Below are 23,929 nucleotides of genomic sequence, written 5' to 3'. Positions count from 1 at the left end.
TTCTCCCTTATTTTCCCCAACGCAGCGCAATCACATCGCGCTCGGCTGCCAATTGCAGCAACCGCGACCGCGTGCGCTGTGACATTGGTTTGAGGGGGTGTCGCACATGATCTGATCCGATCACACCCCCTTCTTTCATAACGACCTTTGTAGCCCGCAAGCCGCATTGCCGGTTTTCGTGGTTGATCAACGGTAAACAGTCGCGCCAATGCGCCAGTGCTGTGTCGATATCCCCAGCAAGGTAATTGGTCACAATTGGCTTTATCAGTTCAGGTTGCAAACCGGACGTCATCGTCCCGGTACACCCCGCGTCGAGATCAGCCAGCAGGGTCACCGCTTCTTCTCCGTCGAACGGCCCGACGATATGGTCGCCACCCGCGTTAATCAGCGCCGCAAGCTTATCTGCGGCAAAGGGCGTTTCCATTTTGAAGTAGCTCACATTTTCGATTTCTTTCGCCATCCGCGCCAGCAGCGGAACTGGCATGGAAACACCAGACAACGGAGCATCTTGCACCATGATCGGGATCGAAATGGCGTCCGAGACAGCCGCAAAATGCTCAAAGATTCCCGCTTCGGCAGGCACAAGGCCAACGCCATGATATGGCGGCATCATCATCAGCATGGATGCGCCCATCGCCTCCGCCTCGCGGGCACGGTTGATAACGACCTGTGTGCTGAAATGGCTCACGGTCACGATGACCGGCACCCGGCCTGCGACGTGTTCCAGCGACACCTTGGTCAACGTAGCGCGTTCCGCATCCGACAGCACGAACTGTTCTGAATAGTTTGCAAGGATACAGATCGCATCTGAACCTTGGTCAATCATACAATCCAACACACGCGTCATGCCGTCTGTATCGATTGAGCCGTCCTCATGGAACGGGGTTGGGGCCACGGGCAAAATGCCTGTCAGCGGGTGCTTCATGGAATGTCCTTTGATATTGTGGGTAACCTGCGCCCTAGTCGAAAAATGGGTCAGTCGGGTTGCGGCGGCCAAGCGCCAGCGCATCGGTGGCCAGCGTCATCGGGCGCAGATCCATGTCAATCTCACCCTTGCGGACCAGCTGTGCCATGCGGTCATAAAGCCGGGGATATTCACCACCCAAGGGTGCGGCATCGCCGGTTCGCATGCCGTCAACTTCCATCACCGCACCGCCATCACTGAGTTTAAGCGTTCCGACTTCCGTCACGGCTTCAATCTCCCAAGTCTGGTCGCCCTCCTGTCGCCAGTCGAACACGGCACTGACCTGGGCACCTTTAGGGTGGTGGAACGCGATATGCGCGCCAATCGGCGTCTGGCAGTTCGTTGGAATATCCAATTCGGCCTTGGTCACGTGAATGTCGTCGGGCAGAATTTCGGTCACGATGGACAGCGCGTTGATTCCCGGATCAAACACACCCAGCCCGCCCGGCTCCCAGATCCAGGCTTGCCCGGGATGCCAGCGGCGCACATCTTCTTTCCAGGTTACGGTCAGCGACAGCAGCTCTTTGTCCGCCAGCCAGGCCTTTGCTGCGGCAACCATGTCGGCATGCCGCGAATGCCATGTCGCATAGATCGACAGACCCGCGTCGCGCGCAGCAGCCTCAAGCGCATGGCATTCTGCAATCGTCGCGCCCGGTGGTTTTTCCAACATCACCTGCCGCCCAGCCTTTAGGGCCTGCATCGCATACTCGAACCTTGGCACCGGAGGCAGGCACAAAGACACAACGCGAATGTCGGACCGCGCCTCTAGCATTTCAGCCATGTCGGCAAAGGCCTCAACACCATCGACCGTGCCATGACGGCTAACTGTTGCAGCCAGCTCCCAGTCGGCACTGCCAGAAATCGCCGGCACATGCTGGTCCACCGCGATTTTTCCAATCCCGACAAGTGCAATTTTCATCAGTGACTGTCCTTTCCAACGGGCGCGCCCCGGCATCCCTTGAGGAAATCCAGATCCGCCCCAGTATCTGCACCTTCGACGTGTTGCTGATGCAACCAAGCATAGCCACTGTCTGCCCGCTCATGCCGGGGCGTCCATGCAGCGAGGCGCTCCGCAAGTTCGGTCTCCGAAACATCCAGATGCAAGCGCCGCCCCGCGACATCCACTTCGATCATGTCGCCAGTCTGAACCACGGCAAGCGGCCCACCAGCCGCCGCCTCGGGCGATGTGTGCAGGATCACTGTGCCATAGGCGGTGCCCGACATGCGCGCGTCGGAAATGCGGATCATGTCCTTGATGCCCTTCTTGAGCACCTTGGGCGGGAGACCCATATTGCCGACCTCGGCCATCCCGGGATAGCCCTTGGGACCACAATTCTTAAGCACCATGATGCAGGTCTCGTCTATGTCCAGCGCTTCATCGTTGATCTTGGCCTTGTAGTCGTCGATATCCTCAAACACGACGGCGCGGCCCCGATGCTGCATCAGCGCGGGCGTGGCGGCAGAGGGTTTCAGGATCGCGCCCTTGGGTGCAAGATTACCCTTGAGAACCGCGATGCCACCCTTGTCCGTCAGGGGGTTATCAACCGGGCGGATCACGTCCTCGTTCCAGTTCACGGCATCTTTGACTTCATCCCACAGGGTCAGACCCGACACGGTAAGAGCGTCTTTGTGCAGCTTCCCGGCTTCAGCCAAACGCTTCAGGACAACAGGTAAACCGCCCGCATAGAAGAACTCTTCCATCAGGTATTCGCCCGAAGGCTGAAGGTTCAGGATTGTCGAGATATCGCGCCCACAGCGGTCCCAGTCGTCAAGCGTGATATCCACGCCGACACGGCCCGCGATGGCCAGCATATGTACCACCGTATTGGTCGATCCCCCAACAGCGCCATTACAGCGGATCGCGTTTTCGAACGCCTCACGCGTCAGGATGTCAGAGGGTTTGAGATCGTCCTTGACCATCTGCACGATCCGGCGACCAGAAAGTTGCGCCATGACTCGGCGACGGCTATCGACGGCCGGGATCGCCGCATTACCCGACAACGCCATGCCAAGCGCCTCGGACATGCTGGCCATCGATGACGCCGTGCCCATCGTGTTGCAGGTGCCCGACGATCGGGTCACGGCTGATTCCGCGTTCAGGAATTCTTCCTGCGTCATCTCACCGGCCTTCACCGCTTCGGAAAAGCGCCACAGATGGGTGCCCGCGCCGACGCGTTCACCTTGGAACCAGCCGTTCAGCATCGGCCCGCCTGTCACGACAATCGAAGGCAAGTCGCACGAGGCCGCCGCCATAAGCAGGCTTGGCGTGGTCTTGTCACACCCGACCATCAGGACACAGCCATCCATAGGCTGGCCTCTGATCTGTTCTTCAATGCTCAGCGCCGCAAGGTTACGGAACATCATCGCCGTGGGCCGGAACGTGTTTTCAGACGCCGAAAAAACCGGCACTTCCATTGGAAAACCACCAGCTTCCCAAATGCCCGCTTTGACCTTTTCCGCCAATTCCCGCAGGTGGCCATTGCAGGGCGTCATGTCCGACCAGGTGTTCAGAATGCCGATGATGGGCCGCCCATCGAACAGGTCATCCGGATAGCCCTGATTCTTCATCCAACCACGATGGTAGATCACGTCCTTGGTGCTTCCGGTATACCACTCGGCAGATCTCAGCTTGCGGGGCCATTCGGCAGGTTTGAATGTCATGCCCCTAGCCCTTTTTCTTGTTGTAGACGTCAAAGATCACGGCGGCGAGCAAGACGAGGCCTTTGATCATCTGCTGATAGTCGATGCCGATCCCCATAATCGACATACCGTTGTTCAAAACCCCCATCAGGAATGCACCGACGACGGCACCGACAATCTTTCCAACGCCACCTGACATGGACGCACCACCGATAAAAACGGCGGCAATAACATCCAGCTCCAGCGCGAACCCGGCCTTCGGCGTGGCGGTGTTCAAACGTGCGGCAAAAACCAGCCCAGCAATGGCAGCAAGAATGCCCATGTTGACGAAGGCCAAAAAAGTCAGCCGTTCGGTTTTGATCCCCGAAAGCTTGGCCGCCTTTTCGTTGCCGCCTAATGCATAGATGCGACGGCCCAGAACAGTGCGTTCAGTGATGAAAGCATAGATGATAGTCAAAACGCCCATCGTCAGCAGCACGTTCGGCAAGCCTCTGAATGTTGCCAGCTTGTAGAGGATAAAGATCAGCGCGATTGCGATGATAGCAATACGCGCGACAAAGAATGCGCGGGGTTCATCTTCTATCCCGTAGGCCTTGTTCCGCGCACGTTGGCGCAGTCCCGACCAAACAACCCAGCTGGCAGCAACGATACCCGTGGCAAAGGCCAGCATGTTGAAATTACGCACACCGAATAAGCCCTTGAACGCTTCGCCACCCGGCAGAATATCGGGCACGAACCCCGTCGCAATAACCTGAAATTCGCGCGGAAATGGGCCGACAGATTGGCCTTCAAGCAACCAAAGCGACAAACCGCGAAACACAAGCATCCCGGCCAATGTCACAATGAACGAGGGGATTTTCCAATAGGCAATCCAGTATCCCTGCGCCCCGCCAATGATCGCGCCAACAACAATACAGGTCACCATCGTCAAAGCGATGGACATCTCGTAGTTGACGATCATGACCGCGGCCAATGCACCAACAAAGCCCATGACCGACCCAACTGACAAATCGATATGGCCCGCCACAATGACCACCAGCATCCCTAGCGCCATGATGACGATATAGCTGTTCTGCAACAGAAGGTTGGTCAGGTTGATCGGCTTGAGAAGTGTGCCGCCCGTGACAATCTGAAAGAAGCCCATAATGGCAATCAGTGCGAACAGCAGACCGTATTCGCGCAAATGCGCCTTGAGGTAATTCCCGATTCGGCTGGTCGAGCCCGCGTTTTGGGAAGTGTTTTCCACCACAGACATGCCTGCCCCCTTTATTCGTTCACGATGAGCGACATGATGCGCTCCTGACTGGCCTCAGATGCGGGCATTTCGCCTACAAAAGCGCCTTCGTTCATCACGTAGACCCGGTCACACATGCCCAGAAGTTCTGGCATCTCGGACGAGATCATAACCACGCCTTTCCCGGCGGAGGCCAAGTCGTTGATCAAGCCGTAAATTTCGTATTTCGCGCCCACGTCAATGCCGCGTGTTGGCTCATCGAGGATCAGAACCTCTGGCCCTACAAAGAGCCATTTCGACAGAACAACTTTCTGCTGGTTTCCGCCCGACAGATTTACCACCTTCTGAAACACACCCGGCGTCCGGATGCCCAGATCCTTGCGATACTTCTCGGCAACCTCTGTTTCAGCGTGATCGTTCAGTACTGATCCGCGCGCCACTTCGTTTAGGTTGGCCAATGTGATGTTGCGCGTGATGGTATCGTCAAGGATCAGGCCAAGGCTCTTACGGTCTTCGGTGACATACGCAAGCCCAGCGCCAATCGCTTGGCCTACCGTTGAAACATCTACGGGCTTGCCATGCATTTCGACGGTGCCGGTGATGTTCTGTCCCCAGCTTTGCCCAAAGATCGACATCGCCAACTCGGTACGCCCAGCGCCCATAAGCCCGGCGATGCCAACGACTTCGCCGGCGCGCACGTCGAACCCAACGTTGCGAATTACCTGCCGATCAGCATGTTCCGGATGGGCCACTGACCAGTCGCTCACCCGCATGATGCGGTCACCGATCTTGGGTGCGCGTGGCGGATAACGGTTTTCCATCGACCGGCCCACCATGTCGCGCACGATGCGGTCTTCTGTGATACCCTCGCTTGCGGCAAAGCTTGATACAGATTGCCCGTCACGGATCACCGTAACTGTATCAGCGATGCGGCGCACTTCATTCAGCTTATGGCTGATGATGATCTGGGTCATGCCCTGCGCCTTTAGTTCGAGCATGAGGTCCAGCAGCGCCTGACTGTCGCTTTCCGAAAGCGCCGATGTCGGCTCATCAAGGATCAATAGACGCACGTCTTTGGCCAATGCCTTGGCAATCTCGACAAGCTGCTGTTTCCCGACACCAAGCTTTTCAACCAGTGTGGTCGGAGCATCCCGCAGTCCAACCTTGCGCAATAGCGTTTCGGTGCGCTGGTTGGTCTCACGCCAGTCGATCACACCGCCTTTGGCGTTTTCGTTGCCCAGAAACAGGTTCTCGGCGATCGAAAGCAGAGGAACCAGCGCCAATTCCTGGTGAATGATAATGATGCCGCTTGCTTCGCTGTCGGAAATATCCCGAAACTGCGCCAGCCCGCCATCATAGTGAATTTCGCCTTCATAGTCGCCGGCCGGATAAACACCGGACAACACTTTCATCAGCGTCGATTTACCTGCGCCATTCTCACCACAGATCGCGTGAATCTCGCCGGTTTGAACCTTGAGAGACACATCATCGAGCGCCTTAACGCCCGGAAACGTCTTGGTGATGGAACGCATTTCCAGCAGCGTTTCCTGCATGGCGACAGCCTTTGAATTTGTATTTCAATTGGCGGCGGACCGGCCTGCCTCTTGTGCACACCAGTCCGCCCATCCAGTCAGCGCAATGCGCTTATTTGATCTGGTCCATGGTGTAGTAACCAGTCTCGATCAGACGCTCTTCCCAGTTGTCCGCTGTTACCTTCAGCGGCTCAAGCAGGTAAGACGGAATAACTTTCACGCCGTTGTCATAGGTGCTTGTGTCGTTGATTTCGGGCTCACCACCCTCAAGCAACGCTTCGACCATACCCACAGTCACCCGAGCCAGTTCGCGCGTATCCTTAAAGATTGTCGAATACTGTTCGCCCGCCAGCATGGATTTGACGGATGGAACTTCGGCATCCTGACCCGTCACAATCGGCATGGCCGTATCGCCGGACCCATAGCCAACACCCTTGAGCGAGGACAGGATACCAATGGACAGGCCATCATAGGGCGACAGAACGCCGTGCACCTGCGCGTCCGTGTAATGCGCCGACAAGAGGTTATCCATCCGCGCCTGAGCAACGGCACCGTCCCAGCGCAACGTGCCCACCGTGTCCATGCCCATCTGGCCGGAAACGATATTGACCTTGCCGCTATCAATCATGGGCTGAAGCACTGACATCGCGCCATCATAAAAGAAGTAAGCGTTGTTGTCGTCGGGCGAACCGCCGAACAATTCAACGTTCCAAGCCTCTGCATCTGGGAAACGCTCTTCAAGACCGGACACCAGTGTTTCCGCTTGCTGCACACCAACTTTGAAGTTGTCGAACGTGGCGTAGTAGCTGACGTGCTCGCTGTCGCGGATCAGACGGTCATATGCGATAACCTCGATCCCGGCAAAGCTTGCGTTCTCAAGCGCGTTTGACAGCGTCGTCCCGTCGATCGCCGCAATCACCAGCGCGTCAACGCCGTTGGTAATCATGTTCTCGATCTGCGCCAACTGGTTAGGGATATCGTCTTCAGCGTATTGCAGGATCGTTTCATAACCAGCCGCTTCGAACTGTTCGACCATCGACTCACCGTCAGAAATCCAACGGGCTGACGATTTCGTGGGCATGGCGATGCCGACAAGGCCTTCTGCGTAAGCAGATGTTGCCAGCGTGGTCACCAACGCCGTGGTGACCAGTACGGTTTTAAGTGTCATAGTTTTTCCTCCCCTGACAGACGCTCTTCAATGCGGCTCTGTCTTGTGCAAGGATCCGTATCCGAGCAAAGTATACCAATCCAATGCAAATATAGTCGACCGCCATAATAAAAATGTTATGGTGCGACATGACCTCTGTCCTGACCAATCGCCTTAAACCGTCACATCTCCGTTTGATCCGCGCCATCAATGACAGCGGCAAACTTCAACTGGCCGCCGATGCCGTCGGAATGTCCCAACCTGCCGCGTCCCGAATGCTGTCGGATATCGAAGCTGATGCTGGTGGGCCGCTCTTTGATCGCCTTCCCAGAGGAATGGTGGCCACTCCTGCAGGGGCGGCCTTTGTCCGTCGCGCCCGTATTATCCTCGCCGAGGTCGACGCATTGGGCAACGAGGTGGACCAACTCCGTCACGGGTTGGCGGGTGCGGTGCGTGTGGGTGCTGTCACCGGGCCAGCCGTTGGGGCGCTGGTTCCGGCCTTGACCCTGATGCGCCAGAAAGCGCCTGAAATTCACCCCACAATCGAAGTCGCACCTTCGGTTGCGTTGATCCGCGGTTTGGAAGAAGGCCGCTTTGATTTCGTATTGGCACGGCTTGGATCAGACAACGACACACGCTCGTTTCATGCATATCCCGGCCGTAAAGAAGAGATTTCGTTGGTGGTTCGAAGCACACATCCTCTGGCCGGACAGCACGTGTCTTTATCAGAAACGTTGCCTTACGAATTTGTCATTCAGGAACCAGGTTCCCCGATCCGCACCGCGCTCGAAAAATCGTTTTTGGAGCACAAGCTGCCGACGCCATCCAAGGTCACTAACAGTTCGTCGCTTCTGATCGCGCTAAGCTATATCGCGGGGACAGATGCTATAGCCCCTCAAACACGCGAGGTGGCACAGCTTTTGACGCGAACAAATTCAGGATTGTCGATCATCGACATAAAAGAGGACATCGCCGTCTCTTCATTCTTGGTTTTACACCATCGCCACAACCCGCTTTCGCCCTTGGCGCAAAACCTGTTGGACGAAGTGCTGCGCTTGTTATGAGACAAGCGCTCTTTGGGTAAACTCTTTCCCGCTAGATCAACGAGGCGAACGCTTGGCCAGTATCCGCTGCAATGTCCGACGGTGCATGTTCAACCGACGCGCCGTCTCTGACACGTTGCGATCACAAAGTTCGTAAACCCGCTGAATATGCTCCCAACGGACGCGATCCGCGCTCATCGGGTTCTCGGGCGGCGGCGGAAGATCGTCGCCTTTGGCCAAAAGCGCATTTGTGATGTCTGTTGCATCCGCAGGTTTCGACAAATAGTCAGTCGCCCCGATCTTGACCGCAGCAACCGCCGTCGCAATCGCGCCATAGCCTGTGAGAACAACAACCCGACTATCCGGGCGTTTCTCGCGGATCACTTCAACCACATCGAGGCCATTACCATCCTCCAACCGCAGATCAACCACTGCATAGGCTGGGGGGCGGGCTGTCGCGATGGCGGAACCGGCCGTCACGGATTGTGCAGTCTCGACTTCGAAGCCCCGCTTTTCCATGGCCTTGGCAAGCCGACGCAGAAACGGCTCGTCATCATCCACAAGTAGCAGGCTTTTATCATCGCCAAGATCGTCCAAAGTCCGCTCGCTCACCGTGGTTCCCTCCCGTCGCGTTTGCGTTATCCACCAGTATTACCGGCGAATTTTCCAACATCAACGGACAAATGACCCACTAACTTGCCGCGTCAAGAAAGCAGGAGGTGCGCTCGGCAACCTGCTCGGGCGACAATTCGCGTCGGAAAAACTCGACAAAGCCATCCTCAGGCATAACCAGGTAGCTAAAGGTCGAATGGTCAACGAGATAATATTCGTCATCTCCGGGCTGCGCTCGGAAATAGGTGCGATACGCTTGGCTGGCGGCTTTGACCTGCTCTTCCGATCCTGTCAGCCCGATCATGTCTTCATGCAGATTGGCCGCAAAATCGCCAACCACTTCAGGAGTGTCTCGCTTGGGATCGATTGAAATGAACACTGGCGTCACATCGCGCCCCTGCTCTTTAAGAATGTCTATCGCCTCGGCATTGCGCACAGTGTCCAACGGACAGACATCCGGGCAGAACGTGTATCCGAAATAGATAAGCGTCGGCTTTGTGATCACATCTTTGTCAGTAACCGTCTCACCAGCCGAATTGACCAGCGTGAAAGGGCCACCAATCGTATCTGACCCACCAGCCACCTGTGTGTTGCGGCAAGATGCGTATTTGTCACCACCACTGCCACCGGGCGCAGTTGCGTACCATATGCCACCTACCAAAGCCGCAATCGCCACACCCGCCGAAATCGCTGCCAAACGTACCATGTGATCTCCTTCGCCCTTGCATAAACAAAGCCCTTCTCATCAGGGGTGGCTTGCCTATGCTTTGCTAAAGCTGAGGTAAGGATTTTCAAATCCGTGGCAAGAGGCGAAAGGGCGCAGATGACGCAATCCGAGTTCGGGATTTTCCAAGAAAGGCAAAGGCGCAGCTTTATTCGTCTAAGGACAATGATCTGGCTTCGCTGGTGCGCAATCGTCGGTCAACTTGCTGCGATCACATTGGCGCAAAGATTATACAACCTGCAACTGGAGCTTGGGCTGTGTTATCTGGCTGTCGGAGTGTCGATTGTCGGAAACCTGATCGCGATTTTCGTCTTCCCGGAAAACAAGCGCCTGAACGAAGCCGAAAACTTTCTGATGGTGCTGTTCGACCTGCTGCAACTGTGTTTCCTGATCTACCTGACTGGTGGCCTGCACAATCCGTTTACCATTCTTATCCTCGGCCCGGTCATCGTATCAGCGACCATCATGACGCTCAGATCCACGATCATAATCGGAGCGACCGCCGTGATCCTTGTCACTCTGATGGTCTTCTTTCACCTGCCGCTCAGAACCGAGCAAGGCTTCATAATGCGCATCGCAGACGTCTTCGTCTTTGGTCAATGGACCGCGATCACCATCGCGGTTGTGTTCCTCTCACTCTATGCCCGCCAGATCACCGAAGAGATGAATTCGATGAGCGATGCGGTGGTCGCAACGCAAATGGCTCTCAGCCGCACACAGATGCTGAACAACCTCGGCGGTGTCGTAGCTGCGGCCGCGCACGAGCTTGGCACGCCTTTGGCGACGATCAAACTGACCAGCGCCGAATTGATTGAGGATCTAGAAGATCAACCAGATCTCCAAGAAGACGCGCGCCTGATCCGGCAACAAGCCGACAGATGCCGGGACATCCTTCAATCCATGGGACGCGCCGGCAAGGAAGACTTACACATCCGATCCGCCCCTTTGGTTGAGGTCATCCGTGAAGCTGCCGAACCACACTTGAATCGCGGCAAGGACGTACTCATCGAAGCGCGCGGCGAAACCGAAGATGATTTCGATCCGCCAATGACCTTGCGCCGGCCCGAGGTCATTCACGGACTGCGCAATCTGATTCAGAACGCTGTGGATTTCGCGCGCGCCACAGTCTGGATCGAAGCACAATGGACCGAAAAAACGATATCCGTTCGTATTCTGGACGATGGCCCGGGATACCCCACCAACATGCTTGGCAGAATAGGTGATCCGTTTGTTCGCAACAGGCGCACCGAACGTGATCGGTCTGCGCGACCCGAATACGAAGGCATGGGTTTGGGCCTATTCATCGCCAAAACACTCCTTCAACGGTCAGGAGCTGAGCTGAGCTTTGCCAATGGTGTCGGGCGCGCCAATGGATCATCAAATAGGCGCGGAGCAATTGTTGAGGTTATCTGGCCAAGCGATGCCATTGTGGCGCCAAGCCTGCCAAAGGGCAAAGGCATCGGTGAGAATCCAACCTTCGAAATTTAAGCAATCTTAACTGGCTGTTAACCATCCTGTCATTCAATGACCGCTCAGTTAGTGCGAGGCGTTCAAATGGATGCTCTATTTTGGAGTGCGACCCTGTTCGGACTTGTCTGTGCTGGTCTGATGACTGCGTCAGTCTTTACATTGACCCGTTCTGACTCCACGTCTGAGACACCAAATGACATGCCAGGCTTGTCCTTGGTTTTTAGCGGCAACCGCCTAATCGATGCGGATGATCCAGTTTGGTCAGTTTTGCCTGATCCGTCCACATTCCCAACCTACGATGACGTGCGTGTGGCTTTGCTACCCTTCGTTCCGAACTTGCCGCTCGTATTGGATCAAATTGATGAGCCCACACAGGGCTCCGAAGTTTCGATCACCGTATCGCAATTCGGCGCGCAAACGCGGCTCAAGCTGTCCCCAAAGTCCGTTGAACAAAACGACTGGTTCCACGCCAAAAAGCACCAAATCGCACTGGCCCAATTGCAGCCCGCGATCCAATACGCGCCAGATTTGATATGGAGCGTGGACCAACACGGCAGTTTAATTTGGGGTAATGACACTTTTGGCCGCTACGCCAGCGCATATGGCGGTGACCACGCCTTCGCAGATTTCATTACAGACCAACTATCACAACCCGAAGCACTGCGGTCAAAACGCATCAACCTGACGGCTCCTGAACTGCACTTGACGCAGAAACGTTGGCTCGAAGTGACGGTAAAGGCAATCGAAACGGGCATGCTCTACTTCGCCTCTGGAATAGACGCAGTCGTTCAGGCCGAGGCGGCACAGCAGAGCTTTGTTCAAACGCTATCAAAGACGTTCGCCAACCTCACAACCGGGCTTGCCATCTTTGACCGGGACCGCCGCTTAGTCCTGTTCAACCCGGCTTTGGTTGATCAAAGCGGTGTGTCCGCTGAATTCCTAAGCGCCCGCCCTGCAATGTTCGAATTCTTCGACAAACTACGCGATCATCAGATTATGCCGGAACCCAAGAACTACGATGATTGGCGCGAACGGATGGCCAGGCTTGTTGTTGCAGCCAGTGACGACAGGTTCCGCGAAACGTGGAACCTGTCCACCGGCCAAACTCTTGACGTCACCGGTCGCCCTTATCCCGATGGTGCGATTGCATTTCTGTTCAACGACATCACAGCGGAAGTGTCTCTAACACGTGGGTTTCGGACCGAATTGGAAACGATGCAATCAGTGATCGACGCGATGGAAGATGCCGTAGCTGTCTTTAACCACCAGGGCATCCTAACCCTCTGCAATGCAGCATATTCCAATCTTTGGAAAGTCGATCCAGACACCTGCATTTCCGAGTCGTCCATTCTTGAGGCAACGCAGGCATGGAAGTCGGCCTTTCACCCAAGCCCCGTCTGGGCTGAACTGCGTGACTTTGTGACCAGCACATCTGAACGCGCCAGCTGGGACAGTGAATTGCGCGCTAAGGACGGTCGTGAGGTGATCTGCCGGATTGATCCGATCTGCTATGGCGCGACCCTGGTCCGGTTTTGTCACCACACACACTCTAAACAGTCGCCGACCGACACGGACAGCCTTCAGATCGTCTCCGCGTAGCCAAGGTTTCCAAACTTGCGGCCCAGAACTGGACAGGTAAACATGGCTGCATGACCAAACACCGCGCGGCATTTACCTCAACCTCTCCAGATGAAACCGCGCGCCTTGCCATGCGTCTTGGCGCTTGTTTGGAGGCAGGCGATACCCTTCTACTCGAAGGTGGCATCGGGGCTGGCAAAAGCCATTTCGCGCGCGCACTGATCCTGTCCCGACTTGCTGAACCCGAAGACGTTCCATCGCCGACGTTTACGCTGGTACAGACCTACGACCTTCCCGACTGCGAGTTATGGCACGCTGACTTGTACCGCGTGGCCGATCCCGACCAGATAATCGAACTCGGCCTTATGGACGCGTTTCAATCCGCCATTTGCCTTATCGAATGGCCGGACCGAATGGACGACCTAACGCCGCCAGACGCCTTGACCCTCCGTCTTGAAGATCCCCACAAAACCGAAATGCGGGAAATCAATCTTTGTTGGAGCGATCCCAAATGGACGACACGGGTGAAGGATGCGCTGGCATGAAAATCGATGCGTTTCTTTCTGAAAACGGCTGGGGCGATGCAGTGCGGGAACCACTGGCTGGGGATGCATCGTCTCGACGCTACATCAGACTCTGTTTCGGCCGAAAACACGCTATTCTGATGATTGACCCTCAGGACGACACGACGCGCTTTTCCGACATAGCGTCTCACCTGTTGTCGGTCGGACTATCAGCACCTCAGGTATTCGCACAAACCAAAGGTTTGATGCTTCTGGAGGATTTCGGCGATGCCCAGTTCGCCAAGGTTATCGCCGAAGACCCAAAGATGGAAATCCCGCTCTATCTGGCTGCAACGGATGTGCTGTGCACTCTTGAAGACCATGCAATGCCGCAAGGTTTGACCACCGCGACTCCTCAGGTTCTGGGCCAGATGATCGAACCTGCGTTTACGCACTATCTGCCGCTGCTTGGCGTCACGCCCGGTCAGACAACCGCTCATACCACAAACGTTCTGACTGAATTGCTTGATCAACACCTCCCAAACGAAACGGTTCTAGTACTGCGCGACTTTCACGCCGAAAATATGATTTGGTTGCCAGACCGGCATGGCGTAGACCGAGTCGGCCTGCTCGACTTTCAGGACGCGCTTGCCGGGCCACCCATCTATGATTTGGTATCCCTACTACAGGATGCACGCCGCGATGTGACCGAGGAGTCCCGCCAGGCAACATTGCGTCACTACCTGACCGCAACCGGACGCTCCGAGGACAGCGTGATGCCAGCGTATCACCTGCTTGGACTACAGCGAAACCTGCGAATACTCGGTATATTTGCACGGCTTGCAACCGAACGGGAGAAACCTGGATATCTATCTCTAATACCGCGCGTTTGGAGACATATTCAAACCAGTCTGGCGCAACCAGTCGCCAAAACTTTGGCGCCGATAATCCGCGAAGCGTTCCCCGAACCGACCCTCGAACGGCTCACCAGAAAGACTACACAATGACAGATGCCGTGATGTTGTTCGCTGCAGGTTTCGGAACGCGGATGGGGCGTTTGACACAGGACAGGCCGAAACCATTGGTACGCGTGGCTGGCAAGCCTTTGATCGACCACGCAATGACACTCGTTCACGAGGCTGGACCTTTCCAAATTGTGGTAAACGCTCACTACAAGGCGGACCAGATCATCGCGCACTTCGCTGGAACTGACGTGCAAGTGACGGTAGAAACGCCCGATATCCTCGATACGGGTGGAGGGCTGAAAGCCGCTCTGCCGCTGCTTGGTTCGGATACTGTATTCACAATGAACACTGATGCCGTCTGGGACGGGCCCAACCCGCTTGCCCTACTCAAGGCTGCATGGACAGACGAAATGCAAGTTCTGTTACTGTGCATCCCAAAGGCGCGGGCCATTGGACATTCAGGCATAGGTGATCTTGATGTTCTGGAAGACGGGCACGCTAAATGGGGGACCGACACCATCTATTCCGGACTGCAAATCATACGCTCAGATACAGTCTTTAACATGGCCGAAAACGTGTTTTCGTTAAAAACCGTTTGGGATCAATTGGAAGCAAAAGGACAGCTCCACGCGGTTACGTATCCCGGTCGCTGGTGCGACGTAGGTCACCCCGACGGGATCAAGTTGGCTGAAGACATGCTGGGATATGCGGATGTTTGAACCAACGGACATAGCACGCGTGTTCGCGCTTCCTCCCGGCGCAGATTTCGCACGGGAACTGGTTCTCGGCCTCAAGTCACGGTTGGAAGGGCAACCACCCGAAGCAATGGCGCGGGTGGAATTGTTTATGAACACGCGCCGGATGCAGCGCCGGGTTGAGGCAGTCTTTGACGATCTCGGCCCGGGGTTTCTGCCACGCATCCGACTGATCACCGATCTGGCCGATCCCATTGACCGGGCACACTTGCCGCAACCCGTTCCAGCACTCAGGCGACAGCTTGAACTCGCTGCGCTGGTTGGGCGGCTGGTCGAAACCGACCCGACTCTGGCCCCGCGATCTGCAATCTACGATCTGGCACAAAGTCTTGGTGCACTGCTTGACGAAATGCAGGCAGAGGGCGTGACCCCAGACGATATCGCGATGCTCGACGTGACGGATCAGTCCGGACATTGGGAACGCGCCCAACGCTTTTTGCAGATCGTCACGCACTATTTTGATCCGAACAGCGCCGCGCCGGATGCGGCGACGGTCAACCGTATCGCGCTTGCCAACCGTCTGCGCCGTTGGAGCGAAACGCCGCCGCAGCACCCCATTATCGTTGCCGGGTCGACTGGGTCGCGTGGTTCGGCATTTCAACTGATGACCGCTGCGGCGCGTTTGCCGCAAGGCGCAGTGATATTGCCCGGTTTTGACCGCGATCTACCCAAAAACGTATGGGACGTGTTGCGCAATGACATACGCAACACCGAAGCAATGCAGGGTGAAGATCACCCGCAATTCCGGTTTGCGCGTCTTATGGACAGGCTCAACCTTGCCCTTGGTGACATCGGCACATGGACTGACACACCTCCCCCTAGCCCTGAGCGAAATGCTTTGGTCTCACTCGCGCTGCGCCCTGCTCCAGTTACTGATCAATGGCTGTCCGATGGTCCCGCCTTGCCTTCGCTGAAGACTGCAACTCAGTCTCTAACATTGTTGGAAGCGCCATCTCCTAGAGATGAAGCGCGCGCCATCGCACTGCGATTGCGGCAGGCGGTCGAAGACGGAACAACCGCTGCACTGATAACCCCAGACAGGATGTTAACCCGGCGCGTGACCGCCCTACTGGACCGTTGGGGCATCCTGCCAGACGACAGTGCGGGCACACCAGCCCAACTTACCGCGCCGGGACGGCTGTTGCGCCATATAGCACAGCTTCGCGTCAATGGTCCGACGGCAGACGCGCTCTTGACGATCCTCAAACACCCACTTTGCCATACCGGGGCCGACCGCGGGCAGCACCGGCTTTGGACCTCGGAACTAGAACTGTTCATTCGCAGCAAGGGCGTACCCTATCCAGACCTGACTCAACTGATGGCATGGAAACTCGCAGATGAGGCGCAAGATTGGCTTGCATGGATCGACCGTTGCTTGCTGCAATCGGCACTGCAAGGCCAGCACGCCTTGGCGGATCATGTCGACCAACACATCGCTCTAGCCCAAGCAATCTGCGCCGGATCAACCAGCGACGATGCGTCTGAGCTTTGGAACAAGAAAGCCGGTGAAACCTGTAACAAGGCCTTCGAGGCGGTCATCGAAAACGCAGGCTTTGGTAGCGCGATGTCCGCGCGCGATTATGCCGATCTGGTCGATGGCGTTCTACGTGCTGAAGAGGTGCGCGACCGCGATGCCCCACATCCGAAAATCCTGATCTGGGGAACAATCGAGGCGCGCGTGATGGGCGCGGACCTTGTGATACTGGCTGGGCTAAACGAACACTCTTGGCCCGATGTCCCGCCCCCTGATCCCTGGCTCAATCGACGTATGCGGCAACAAGCCGGTTTGTTGCTGCCGGAACGCCGGATTGGCCTTTCAGCGCATGACTTTCAACAGGCCATCGGTGCCAAGGACGTTTGGCTTACCCGTGCTGAACGGTCAGAGGATGCCGAAACAGTTCCGTCACGCTGGCTTAACCGATTGACCAATCTGATGCTAGGTTTGCCGCAGACAGGCGGTCCTCAGGCGATCAAAGATATGCGATCACGCGGACAACACTGGCTCTCCTTGGGTCGCGCATTGGAAACTCCAATCACCACGCCTTCGGCAACACGGCCATCCCCTGTGCCACCGGTCGTCGCGCGTCCGGACGAATTGTCGGTGACCAATATCGAAAAGCTGATCCGCGACCCCTACGCGATATATGGGTCCAAAATCCTTCGGCTACGGCAACTGCACCCGATTCAACACGCTCCAAACCCTATGCATCGTGGTACAATCATTCACAAGGTGTTCGAAGAATTCGTCTCTAACACAGCCCAAAATGGCGTTCCAATCACCGAAGATCAACTCATGTCCGTTGCGCACAGGATTCTGGATCGTGATGTGCCTTGGCCCACCGACCGTATTCAATGGCGCGTTCGTATCGAAAAGGTGGCGCACTGGTTTGTAGAAAACGAACGCGCGCGCCAGGCAAACGCGCATCCCGTACTGTTCGAACAGACCGGCGGCATCGAAATCGCGCAGCCCCCATTCCGGATTACCGCCAAAGCAGACCGCGTCGACCTCGATGACCGAAGTCAGGCCTATGTCTACGATTACAAAACCGGCACCGCCCCGACAACCGATCAGCAAATGCAATTCGATGTGCAATTACTTGTTACGGCGGCATTGATCTGTGAAGGCGGATTCAAGGATTTCAGACCCCGTGGCGTGGCTGAGGCGCGCTATATTTCACTTTCCGGGGACGGCAAAGAGGTGTCCGCGCCGCTCGGTGACTGCCCGCCAGAACGCATATTGGCTATGCTCACCAAACTGATCGAAGCTTATCGCGATCCACAAACCGGCTACACGGCGCGCAACAAGATGCATAAGGACATCTTTGGGTCGGACTATGATCAACTGTCGCGCTATGGCGAATGGGATGTATCAGATACCGCCACCAAGGTGTTTCTGACATGATCCGAAATGAGGCGACCCACGCCCAGGTGCGTGCCGCCAATCCGACGGCTTCGACGTGGCTGGGGGCCAATGCCGGGTCGGGAAAAACACGCGTTTTGACCGACCGCGTAGCGCGTCTGTTGCTTGGTAAAGCTCGTCCCGAACACATCCTGTGCCTGACCTTTACCAACGCCGCCGCCAGTGAAATGCAAAACCGCCTGTTCAAGCGGCTAGGCGAATGGGCGATGCTGAACGACGCCGATCTGGAAAGGCAGCTTCTTGAGCTTGGCGAAGACGCCGAAACGCTCACGTCAGAGTTCTTGGCCCGCGCCCGAACGTTGTTCGCCCGCGCGATTGAGACCCCCGGCGGATTGCGCATCCAGACGATACACGCTTTCTGCGCTTCGATTCTGCGACGTTTCCCGCTTGAGGCAGGTGTGAGCCCACAGTTTCAGGAAATCGATGACCGGGCCGCGCAGTTGCTCCGCGAGCAGATCCTCGATGACATGGCAAGCGGCCAAGACGCAAACTTGATCGAAGACATCACACGGATTGCGTCGAATAACCCACTGCAGGAATTGGCCGATCGGATTGTTGGTCATCGTGACGGCTTTAGCCCACCGCTCACACGCAGTGACCTTGAGGCGCGTTATGGCTTGCGGGAAAAAGATACGCTATCCATGTTGCTCGCCACGGTCTTTCCCAGTGGCGAAACCGAGTTTTTGACAGGATTAGTGCCCGATCTTAGGACTGGCGGCAAAGGCGACAACGACCTTGCCGATGCCATCCTGCAAGCGCAGGCTGGTGATCTGAATGCACTATTGGCGCTTGAGGCTATTGTTTTCACGCAAAAAGGCGACCTGCGCAAAACCTTTCCGCCCACTGCAAAGCTGCGCAAAGGCGCACCGGCTGCAAGCATAAATCGTCTCGAAGATCTGTACCAAAGGGTTGAAGCGGCACGGGAGACAAGACTGGCGTTTGAATCCGTGGAGCGCGACGCCACGCTGCACCGTTTTGCTGACGCTTTCCTACGCCGTTACGAAGACACGAAACAAGCGCGTGGCTGGCTTGATTTCGACGATCTGATCACCCGAACGCGCAATTTGCTCACTGACAAACGGCAGGCAGAATGGGTGCTCTACCGTCTTGATGGCGGGATCGACCACATCCTTGTGGACGAAGCGCAGGACACCAGCCCAGCGCAATGGGACGTGATCAACAAACTGGCACAGGAATTCACGTCCGGCGAAGGCGCCCGCAGCAATATGCAGCGCACGATCTTCGTCGTGGGGGACAAAAAGCAGTCGATCTATTCGTTCCAAGGGGCTGACCCAAAAGAATTCGACCACATGCGCGCTGCGTTCGGGGAACAGATGCAAGCCACCGATGCGCCACTTCAGGACGGACAACTCAGCTATTCGTTCCGGTCATCTGTCCCGATCCTGCGGCTCGTTGACGAAACCTTCAAAGGGCGCGACAAAGCCGGTTTTCTGCCTGATCAGACCCACATATCATTCCACGATCAACTGCCAGGGCGTGTCGATCTGTGGCCCCTGATTGAACCAGCCAAAACGGACGATGACGATCTGCCCTGGGACACACCCGTAGATCGCGTCAGCCCTACGCATCACAACGTGATACTCGCCCAGCGCGTGGCACGGTTCATCGACCAAACACTGAAATCTGGAACCGCAATTCCTGAAGGCTACAAAGACGGCGTACTGGACTCGCGCGCCATTCATGCCGGGGATTTCCTAATACTCGTGCGAAGCCGCGGTGCGCTGTTCCACGAAATCCTAAAAGCGTGTAAGGCATTAAGCTTACCCATTGCCGGTGCCGACAAGCTCAAGGTCATGGCTGAACTTGCTGTCAAAGATCTCCGCGCACTTCTGTCATTTCTTGCGACACCCGAAGACAGCCTGTCGCTTGCCTCGGCTTTGCGGTCACCACTGTTCGGATTGGATGAACAAGCCATCTTTGACCTCGCACACCGACGCAAATCGCCCCACCTTTGGGAAGAGCTACGTAGGCGGAAAGAAGATTTCCCTGCGGTCCTTGATGTTCTGGACGACCTGCGCGCCCAGCTTGATTTTCTTCGACCATACGACCTGCTGGAACGCATCTTGATCCGCCACATGGGCCGGCAAAGGCTAATCGGCCGACTGGGTGAAGAGGCGGAAGACGGGATAGACGCGTTGCTCAATCAGGCGCTGGCCTATGAGCAAACAGACATACCGAGCCTTACCGGTTTCCTCCATTGGATGGAAACCGACGAAATCGAGATCAAACGCACCGTGGACAGTGCCGGCGCCCGTATTCGCGTGATGACCATTCACGGCGCCAAAGGCCTAGAAGCGCCTATTGTGATCCTACCAGACACGCATAAGAAAGCGTCGCAATCTGGCAAAGAGACCTTTGTTTTGGCTGATGGGGCCGTCCACTGGCGAGGGTCGGACAAAACCCGCGCAGCGTACCAGCGCACCGCTTTGGAACAAGCCCGCGAGGCCGAAGATGAAGAACGGGATCGCCTGCTCTATGTCGCGCTAACCCGTGCAGAGCGCTGGCTGGTTGTCGCTGCGGCCGGAACCGCGGACAAATCCGGTGAAAGCTGGCATGACCGAATTTCGGCAACGTTAGAGACTGTCGGGGCAAATCCCCAGCGTTTTGAATTCAATGATGAAGGGCCGGACACCGGCCTTAGATTGGATCACGCGACATGGCCTCATCCAGTTACGTCCATTGCACCGCCGCAAATCGCTGAACAGGTCAAGCTGCCAACCCTTTTCGCCACGCCAGCTCCGCCGCTCGCACCGACAACTGAGGCCAAAAGCCCATCAGATCTAGGCGGTGCCAAAGCCCTGCCCGGAGCGGATGGAGATTTGAGTGATGTTGCCAAAGAACGCGGCACGCTCATTCACCTGCTTTTGGAAACGCTTCCTGTTCTACCCCCGGCTGACAGACGCGATGCAGCGCACGCTCTGATCAGGGATCACCCCTTGGAAGACGAGATGATCGCGGAAGCGTTGACTGTCCTCTGCTCCCCCGAACTGGGTTGGGTCTTTTCCGAAACGGCCTTGGCTGAAGTGCCGGTAACAGCCACGGTTGATGCGCTGCCAGATACGCCTTTGCATGGCATCATCGATAGGTTGATCGTCACAGATGACCTGATCAAGGCAGTTGATTTTAAAACCAATCGAACGGTGCCTGCTTCCGAGGCAGATATACCCGAAGGTCTTTTGCGCCAAATGGGCGCATATCATGCAATGCTGGCAGAAATTTACCCGAACCGGGAAGTCGAAACTGGTATCCTTTGGACCCGCTCGGCCACCTATATGCCGTTGTCGGAAAAGTGTGTGACACAAGCTCTCGTGAGGGCACGCCACCTTGACGGCCCGTCAGAGGGTACCTAGTCTCTCGTTCCGACACACAAATGCGCCTGAGCCGCAAGGAGAACCCCGATGTCCACCGTCGCCGTGACTGATGAAACCTTCGACGCCGAAGTCAAAAATTCCAGCGTGCCCGTAGTTGTAGACTTCTGGGCAGAATGGTGTGGCCCCTGCAAGCAGATCGGCCCGGCCCTCGAAGAACTGGCCGCCGAATATGGCGACGCAATTAAAATTGCGAAAGTTGACGTAGACAGCAACCCAAATGCCGCCGCTGCAATGGGCGTGCGCGGGATCCCATCGCTCTTTATTTTCAAAGACGGTCAGGTCGTCTCGAACAAGACCGGTGCTGCACCCAAGGCAGCGCTCAAAGGCTGGATCGACGAAAGCATCTGATCTTTCGATGTTTTATCTCAAACGCCCGGCCATCTGCGCCGGGCGTTTTGCGTTGCAGGGCTTGTGTGGCATGGCTGTTCGGCCCATATCGAGACAAAGACGAAAGGGATGACACATGGCTGACAACGATTTTCCCGGCTGGCACGGCACCACGATTATCGGCGTGCGCAAAGGCGGCAAGGTGGTCATCGCAGGCGATGGTCAGGTCAGCCTTGGCCAAACCGTGATCAAGGGCACCGCACGCAAGGTCCGGCGCATTTCTCCCGGCGGATATGACGTCGTCGCGGGTTTTGCTGGCTCTACCGCCGACGCATTTACCCTGCTTGAACGACTAGAGACAAAGCTCGAAGGCACTCCGGGTCAGCTACAGCGCGCAAGCGTTGAGTTGGCTAAGGATTGGCGGACCGACAAGTATCTGCAAAAGCTTGAGGCAATGCTGATCGTTTCCGATGGCACGGAACTATACGTCATTACAGGTGCAGGCGACGTGCTTGAGCCTGAACATGATGTCACTGCCATCGGATCAGGGGGCAACTACGCACTCGCCGCAGGGCGTGCGCTGATGGACACAGACAAAGACGCCGAACAGATCGCCCGCGAAGCAATGGCAATTGCCGCCGACATCTGCGTTTACACCAATGGCAATCTGACGGTTGAGACCATCAGCGCTTGAACCGCTGAAGCGTCTCTTTGCCGATAAGGATACACTAAATGACCGACCTCACCCCCCGAGAAATCGTGTCCGAGCTGGACCGCTTTATCATTGGCCAGAAAGACGCCAAGCGCGCTGTGGCCGTAGCCCTGCGAAACCGGTGGCGGCGCAAGCAACTCAGCGATGATCTGCGCGAAGAGGTGTATCCAAAGAACATCCTGATGATCGGACCCACCGGCGTCGGCAAAACCGAGATCAGTCGCCGTCTGGCCAAACTTGCCAAAGCACCCTTCATCAAGGTTGAGGCCACCAAATTCACCGAGGTCGGCTATGTTGGTCGCGATGTTGAACAGATCATCCGCGATCTGGTGGATGCAGCTATTTCCATGACCCGCGACCATATGCGCGACGACGTCAAAACCAAAGCACATGAAGCGGCCGAAGAACGTGTGATTGAGGCCATCGCCGGTGAGGGCGCACGCGACGGAACGCGGGAAATGTTCCGCAAGAAACTGAAAGATGGCCTGCTGGACGACACAGTCATCGAACTCGAACTCCAAGACACGTCAAGCCCGTTTCCCACCATGGATATTCCCGGTCAGCCCGGCATGGGCGGCGGCGCAGGAATGATGAACCTTGGCGATCTGTTCGGCAAAGCCTTCTCGGGCCGTACGGTCCGCAAACGGATGACCGTCGCCGAAAGCTATGAAACCCTGATCGCCGAAGAAGCCGACAAATTGCTGGATGACGAACAGGTCAAGGAACTGGCCCTTGAAGCGGTCGAACAAAACGGCATCGTGTTTCTGGATGAGATCGACAAAGTGGCCGCCCGGCAAGAAACCCGTGGCGGTGATGTTAGCCGCGAAGGCGTCCAGCGGGACCTCCTGCCGTTGATCGAAGGCACCACTGTCAGCACCAAACACGGTCCAGTCAAAACAGACCACATCCTGTTCATCGCCTCGGGTGCGTTTCACATCGCCAAACCATCGGACCTGCTGCCGGAATTGCAGGGCCGCCTGCCGATCCGCGTAAACCTTCGTGCGCTTACGGAAGAAGACTTTGTGCGCATCCTGACGGAAACCGACAATGCGCTAACGCTGCAATACACGGCGCTGATGGCAACCGAAGAGGTCGTCGTGACCTTCACTGAAGACGGAATCGCAGCCTTGGCCAAGATCGCCGCCGACGTAAACCAATCCGTAGAAAACATCGGTGCGCGGCGTCTTTACACGGTGATGGAGCGTGTTTTCGAAGATCTAAGCTTCGATGCCCCCGATCGAGGTGGCGACGAAGTGAAAGTGGACGCTGCGTTTGTGGAAAAGCACCTCGGAGAATTGACGCGATCCGCCGACCTAAGCCGCTACGTGCTCTGACCTTCATCTTGCCAAGAAAACTCCCGCCGGAGGCTCCAACCACTTCCACTAAACCCTCGCTTTGGGTATGTTAGCGC

At 56.4% G+C, this 23,929-nt stretch carries 19 protein-coding genes; 11 read left to right on the top strand and 8 right to left on the bottom strand.

The genetic code is table 11. From position 1 onward, the window contains the following. Positions 1-7: 7 nt before the first annotated feature. From ACTG4M_RS02840 to chvE, 6 genes are all read right to left on the bottom strand, one after another. On the bottom strand, positions 8-925 hold the full coding sequence (locus ACTG4M_RS02840; protein WP_439122123.1) for a dihydrodipicolinate synthase family protein: 918 nt from the start codon (positions 923-925) through the stop codon (positions 8-10). A gap of 34 nt (positions 926-959) precedes the next feature. Then, the gene (locus ACTG4M_RS02835; RefSeq protein ID WP_439122122.1) at positions 960-1,883 is read right to left on the bottom strand and encodes a Gfo/Idh/MocA family protein; all 924 of its coding nucleotides are present in this window, start codon (positions 1,881-1,883) and stop codon (positions 960-962) included. Next, entirely contained in the window at positions 1,883-3,625 is a 1,743-nt protein-coding gene (gene araD / locus ACTG4M_RS02830) for an L-arabinonate dehydratase (RefSeq protein ID WP_439122121.1), read from the bottom strand. Before araD ends, ACTG4M_RS02835 begins: the two co-directional genes overlap by 1 nt. Before the next feature lie 4 nt (positions 3,626-3,629). After that, positions 3,630-4,859 carry a multiple monosaccharide ABC transporter permease gene (gene mmsB, locus ACTG4M_RS02825; protein ID WP_439122120.1) on the bottom strand — a complete coding sequence of 410 codons (1,230 nt, stop codon included), beginning with the start codon at positions 4,857-4,859 and terminating at the stop codon, positions 3,630-3,632. Between the two features lie 11 nt (positions 4,860-4,870). Beyond that, positions 4,871-6,391 carry a multiple monosaccharide ABC transporter ATP-binding protein gene (gene mmsA / locus ACTG4M_RS02820; RefSeq protein WP_439122119.1) on the bottom strand — a complete coding sequence of 507 codons (1,521 nt, stop codon included), beginning with the start codon at positions 6,389-6,391 and terminating at the stop codon, positions 4,871-4,873. A gap of 91 nt (positions 6,392-6,482) precedes the next feature. Next, complete coding sequence (gene chvE / locus ACTG4M_RS02815; protein ID WP_439122118.1) at positions 6,483-7,538, bottom strand: multiple monosaccharide ABC transporter substrate-binding protein; 1,056 nt, start codon at positions 7,536-7,538, stop codon at positions 6,483-6,485. Between the two features lie 128 nt (positions 7,539-7,666). Between chvE and ACTG4M_RS02810 the strand changes: the two genes are divergently transcribed. After that, positions 7,667-8,581: a LysR family transcriptional regulator gene (locus ACTG4M_RS02810; protein WP_439122117.1), complete on the top strand. Its 915-nt coding sequence runs from the start codon at positions 7,667-7,669 to the stop codon at positions 8,579-8,581. 36 nt (positions 8,582-8,617) lie between these two features. Here ACTG4M_RS02810 and ACTG4M_RS02805 read toward each other — a convergent pair whose 3' ends face one another. Both ACTG4M_RS02805 and ACTG4M_RS02800 read right to left on the bottom strand, forming a co-directional pair. Continuing rightward, complete coding sequence (locus ACTG4M_RS02805; RefSeq protein ID WP_439122116.1) at positions 8,618-9,172, bottom strand: ActR/PrrA/RegA family redox response regulator transcription factor; 555 nt, start codon at positions 9,170-9,172, stop codon at positions 8,618-8,620. 79 nt (positions 9,173-9,251) lie between these two features. After that, on the bottom strand, positions 9,252-9,878 hold the full coding sequence (locus ACTG4M_RS02800) for an SCO family protein (protein WP_439122115.1): 627 nt from the start codon (positions 9,876-9,878) through the stop codon (positions 9,252-9,254). Positions 9,879-9,995: 117 nt separating this feature from the next. Here ACTG4M_RS02800 and regB point away from each other — a divergent pair, with 117 nt between their 5' ends. From regB to hslU, 10 genes are all read left to right on the top strand, one after another. Beyond that, entirely contained in the window at positions 9,996-11,384 is a 1,389-nt protein-coding gene (gene regB, locus ACTG4M_RS02795) for a sensor histidine kinase RegB (RefSeq protein WP_439122114.1), read from the top strand. Between the two features lie 66 nt (positions 11,385-11,450). Next, entirely contained in the window at positions 11,451-12,965 is a 1,515-nt protein-coding gene (locus ACTG4M_RS02790; RefSeq protein WP_439122113.1) for a PAS-domain containing protein, read from the top strand. A 50-nt stretch (positions 12,966-13,015) separates the two neighbouring features. Then, entirely contained in the window at positions 13,016-13,489 is a 474-nt protein-coding gene (gene tsaE, locus ACTG4M_RS02785; RefSeq protein WP_439122112.1) for a tRNA (adenosine(37)-N6)-threonylcarbamoyltransferase complex ATPase subunit type 1 TsaE, read from the top strand. After that, positions 13,486-14,454 carry an aminoglycoside phosphotransferase family protein gene (locus tag ACTG4M_RS02780; RefSeq protein ID WP_439122111.1) on the top strand — a complete coding sequence of 323 codons (969 nt, stop codon included), beginning with the start codon at positions 13,486-13,488 and terminating at the stop codon, positions 14,452-14,454. Before tsaE ends, ACTG4M_RS02780 begins: the two co-directional genes overlap by 4 nt. Next, complete coding sequence (locus ACTG4M_RS02775) at positions 14,451-15,131, top strand: nucleotidyltransferase family protein (RefSeq protein WP_439122110.1); 681 nt, start codon at positions 14,451-14,453, stop codon at positions 15,129-15,131. The genes ACTG4M_RS02780 and ACTG4M_RS02775 overlap by 4 nt, the downstream gene beginning before the upstream one ends. Beyond that, positions 15,124-18,069: a double-strand break repair protein AddB gene (addB, locus tag ACTG4M_RS02770; protein WP_439122109.1), complete on the top strand. Its 2,946-nt coding sequence runs from the start codon at positions 15,124-15,126 to the stop codon at positions 18,067-18,069. Before ACTG4M_RS02775 ends, addB begins: the two co-directional genes overlap by 8 nt. Beyond that, positions 18,066-21,458 (top strand): double-strand break repair helicase AddA, encoded by a 3,393-nt coding sequence (addA, locus tag ACTG4M_RS02765; RefSeq protein ID WP_439122108.1) that lies wholly within the window; start codon positions 18,066-18,068, stop codon positions 21,456-21,458. Before addB ends, addA begins: the two co-directional genes overlap by 4 nt. A gap of 48 nt (positions 21,459-21,506) precedes the next feature. After that, positions 21,507-21,827, top strand: a complete 321-nt coding sequence (trxA, locus tag ACTG4M_RS02760) for a thioredoxin (protein ID WP_439122107.1) — start codon at positions 21,507-21,509, stop codon at positions 21,825-21,827. 115 nt (positions 21,828-21,942) lie between these two features. Further along, positions 21,943-22,500 (top strand): ATP-dependent protease subunit HslV, encoded by a 558-nt coding sequence (gene hslV / locus ACTG4M_RS02755; RefSeq protein ID WP_439122106.1) that lies wholly within the window; start codon positions 21,943-21,945, stop codon positions 22,498-22,500. A gap of 38 nt (positions 22,501-22,538) precedes the next feature. Further along, entirely contained in the window at positions 22,539-23,852 is a 1,314-nt protein-coding gene (gene hslU, locus ACTG4M_RS02750; protein ID WP_439122105.1) for an ATP-dependent protease ATPase subunit HslU, read from the top strand. The last annotated feature ends 77 nt before the right edge of the window (positions 23,853-23,929 follow it).

The organism is Marivita sp. (genome assembly GCF_965656765.1).
Classification (GTDB): domain Bacteria; phylum Pseudomonadota; class Alphaproteobacteria; order Rhodobacterales; family Rhodobacteraceae; genus Marivita.
Note: the sequence above shows the minus strand (reverse complement) of the source record. Positions and strands in the feature narration are given on the sequence as shown.

What these genes read in the sequence shown, in the direction of transcription:
- addB (WP_439122109.1), top strand. Translation starts at nt 15,124, where the DNA reads ATGTTTGAACCAACGGACATAGCACGCGTGTTCGCGCTTCCTCCCGGC.
- trxA (WP_439122107.1), top strand. Translation starts at nt 21,507, where the DNA reads ATGTCCACCGTCGCCGTGACTGATGAAACCTTCGACGCCGAAGTCAAA.
- ACTG4M_RS02810 (WP_439122117.1), top strand. Translation starts at nt 7,667, where the DNA reads ATGACCTCTGTCCTGACCAATCGCCTTAAACCGTCACATCTCCGTTTG.
- addA (WP_439122108.1), top strand. Translation starts at nt 18,066, where the DNA reads ATGATCCGAAATGAGGCGACCCACGCCCAGGTGCGTGCCGCCAATCCG.
- hslV (WP_439122106.1), top strand. Translation starts at nt 21,943, where the DNA reads ATGGCTGACAACGATTTTCCCGGCTGGCACGGCACCACGATTATCGGC.
- mmsA (WP_439122119.1), bottom strand. Translation starts at nt 6,391, where the DNA reads ATGCAGGAAACGCTGCTGGAAATGCGTTCCATCACCAAGACGTTTCCG.
- ACTG4M_RS02835 (WP_439122122.1), bottom strand. Translation starts at nt 1,883, where the DNA reads ATGAAAATTGCACTTGTCGGGATTGGAAAAATCGCGGTGGACCAGCAT.
- tsaE (WP_439122112.1), top strand. Translation starts at nt 13,016, where the DNA reads ATGACCAAACACCGCGCGGCATTTACCTCAACCTCTCCAGATGAAACC.
- ACTG4M_RS02800 (WP_439122115.1), bottom strand. Translation starts at nt 9,878, where the DNA reads ATGGTACGTTTGGCAGCGATTTCGGCGGGTGTGGCGATTGCGGCTTTG.
- chvE (WP_439122118.1), bottom strand. Translation starts at nt 7,538, where the DNA reads ATGACACTTAAAACCGTACTGGTCACCACGGCGTTGGTGACCACGCTG.
- regB (WP_439122114.1), top strand. Translation starts at nt 9,996, where the DNA reads ATGACGCAATCCGAGTTCGGGATTTTCCAAGAAAGGCAAAGGCGCAGC.
- ACTG4M_RS02790 (WP_439122113.1), top strand. Translation starts at nt 11,451, where the DNA reads ATGGATGCTCTATTTTGGAGTGCGACCCTGTTCGGACTTGTCTGTGCT.
- ACTG4M_RS02780 (WP_439122111.1), top strand. Translation starts at nt 13,486, where the DNA reads ATGAAAATCGATGCGTTTCTTTCTGAAAACGGCTGGGGCGATGCAGTG.
- mmsB (WP_439122120.1), bottom strand. Translation starts at nt 4,859, where the DNA reads ATGTCTGTGGTGGAAAACACTTCCCAAAACGCGGGCTCGACCAGCCGA.
- ACTG4M_RS02840 (WP_439122123.1), bottom strand. Translation starts at nt 925, where the DNA reads ATGAAGCACCCGCTGACAGGCATTTTGCCCGTGGCCCCAACCCCGTTC.
- ACTG4M_RS02775 (WP_439122110.1), top strand. Translation starts at nt 14,451, where the DNA reads ATGACAGATGCCGTGATGTTGTTCGCTGCAGGTTTCGGAACGCGGATG.
- hslU (WP_439122105.1), top strand. Translation starts at nt 22,539, where the DNA reads ATGACCGACCTCACCCCCCGAGAAATCGTGTCCGAGCTGGACCGCTTT.
- araD (WP_439122121.1), bottom strand. Translation starts at nt 3,625, where the DNA reads ATGACATTCAAACCTGCCGAATGGCCCCGCAAGCTGAGATCTGCCGAG.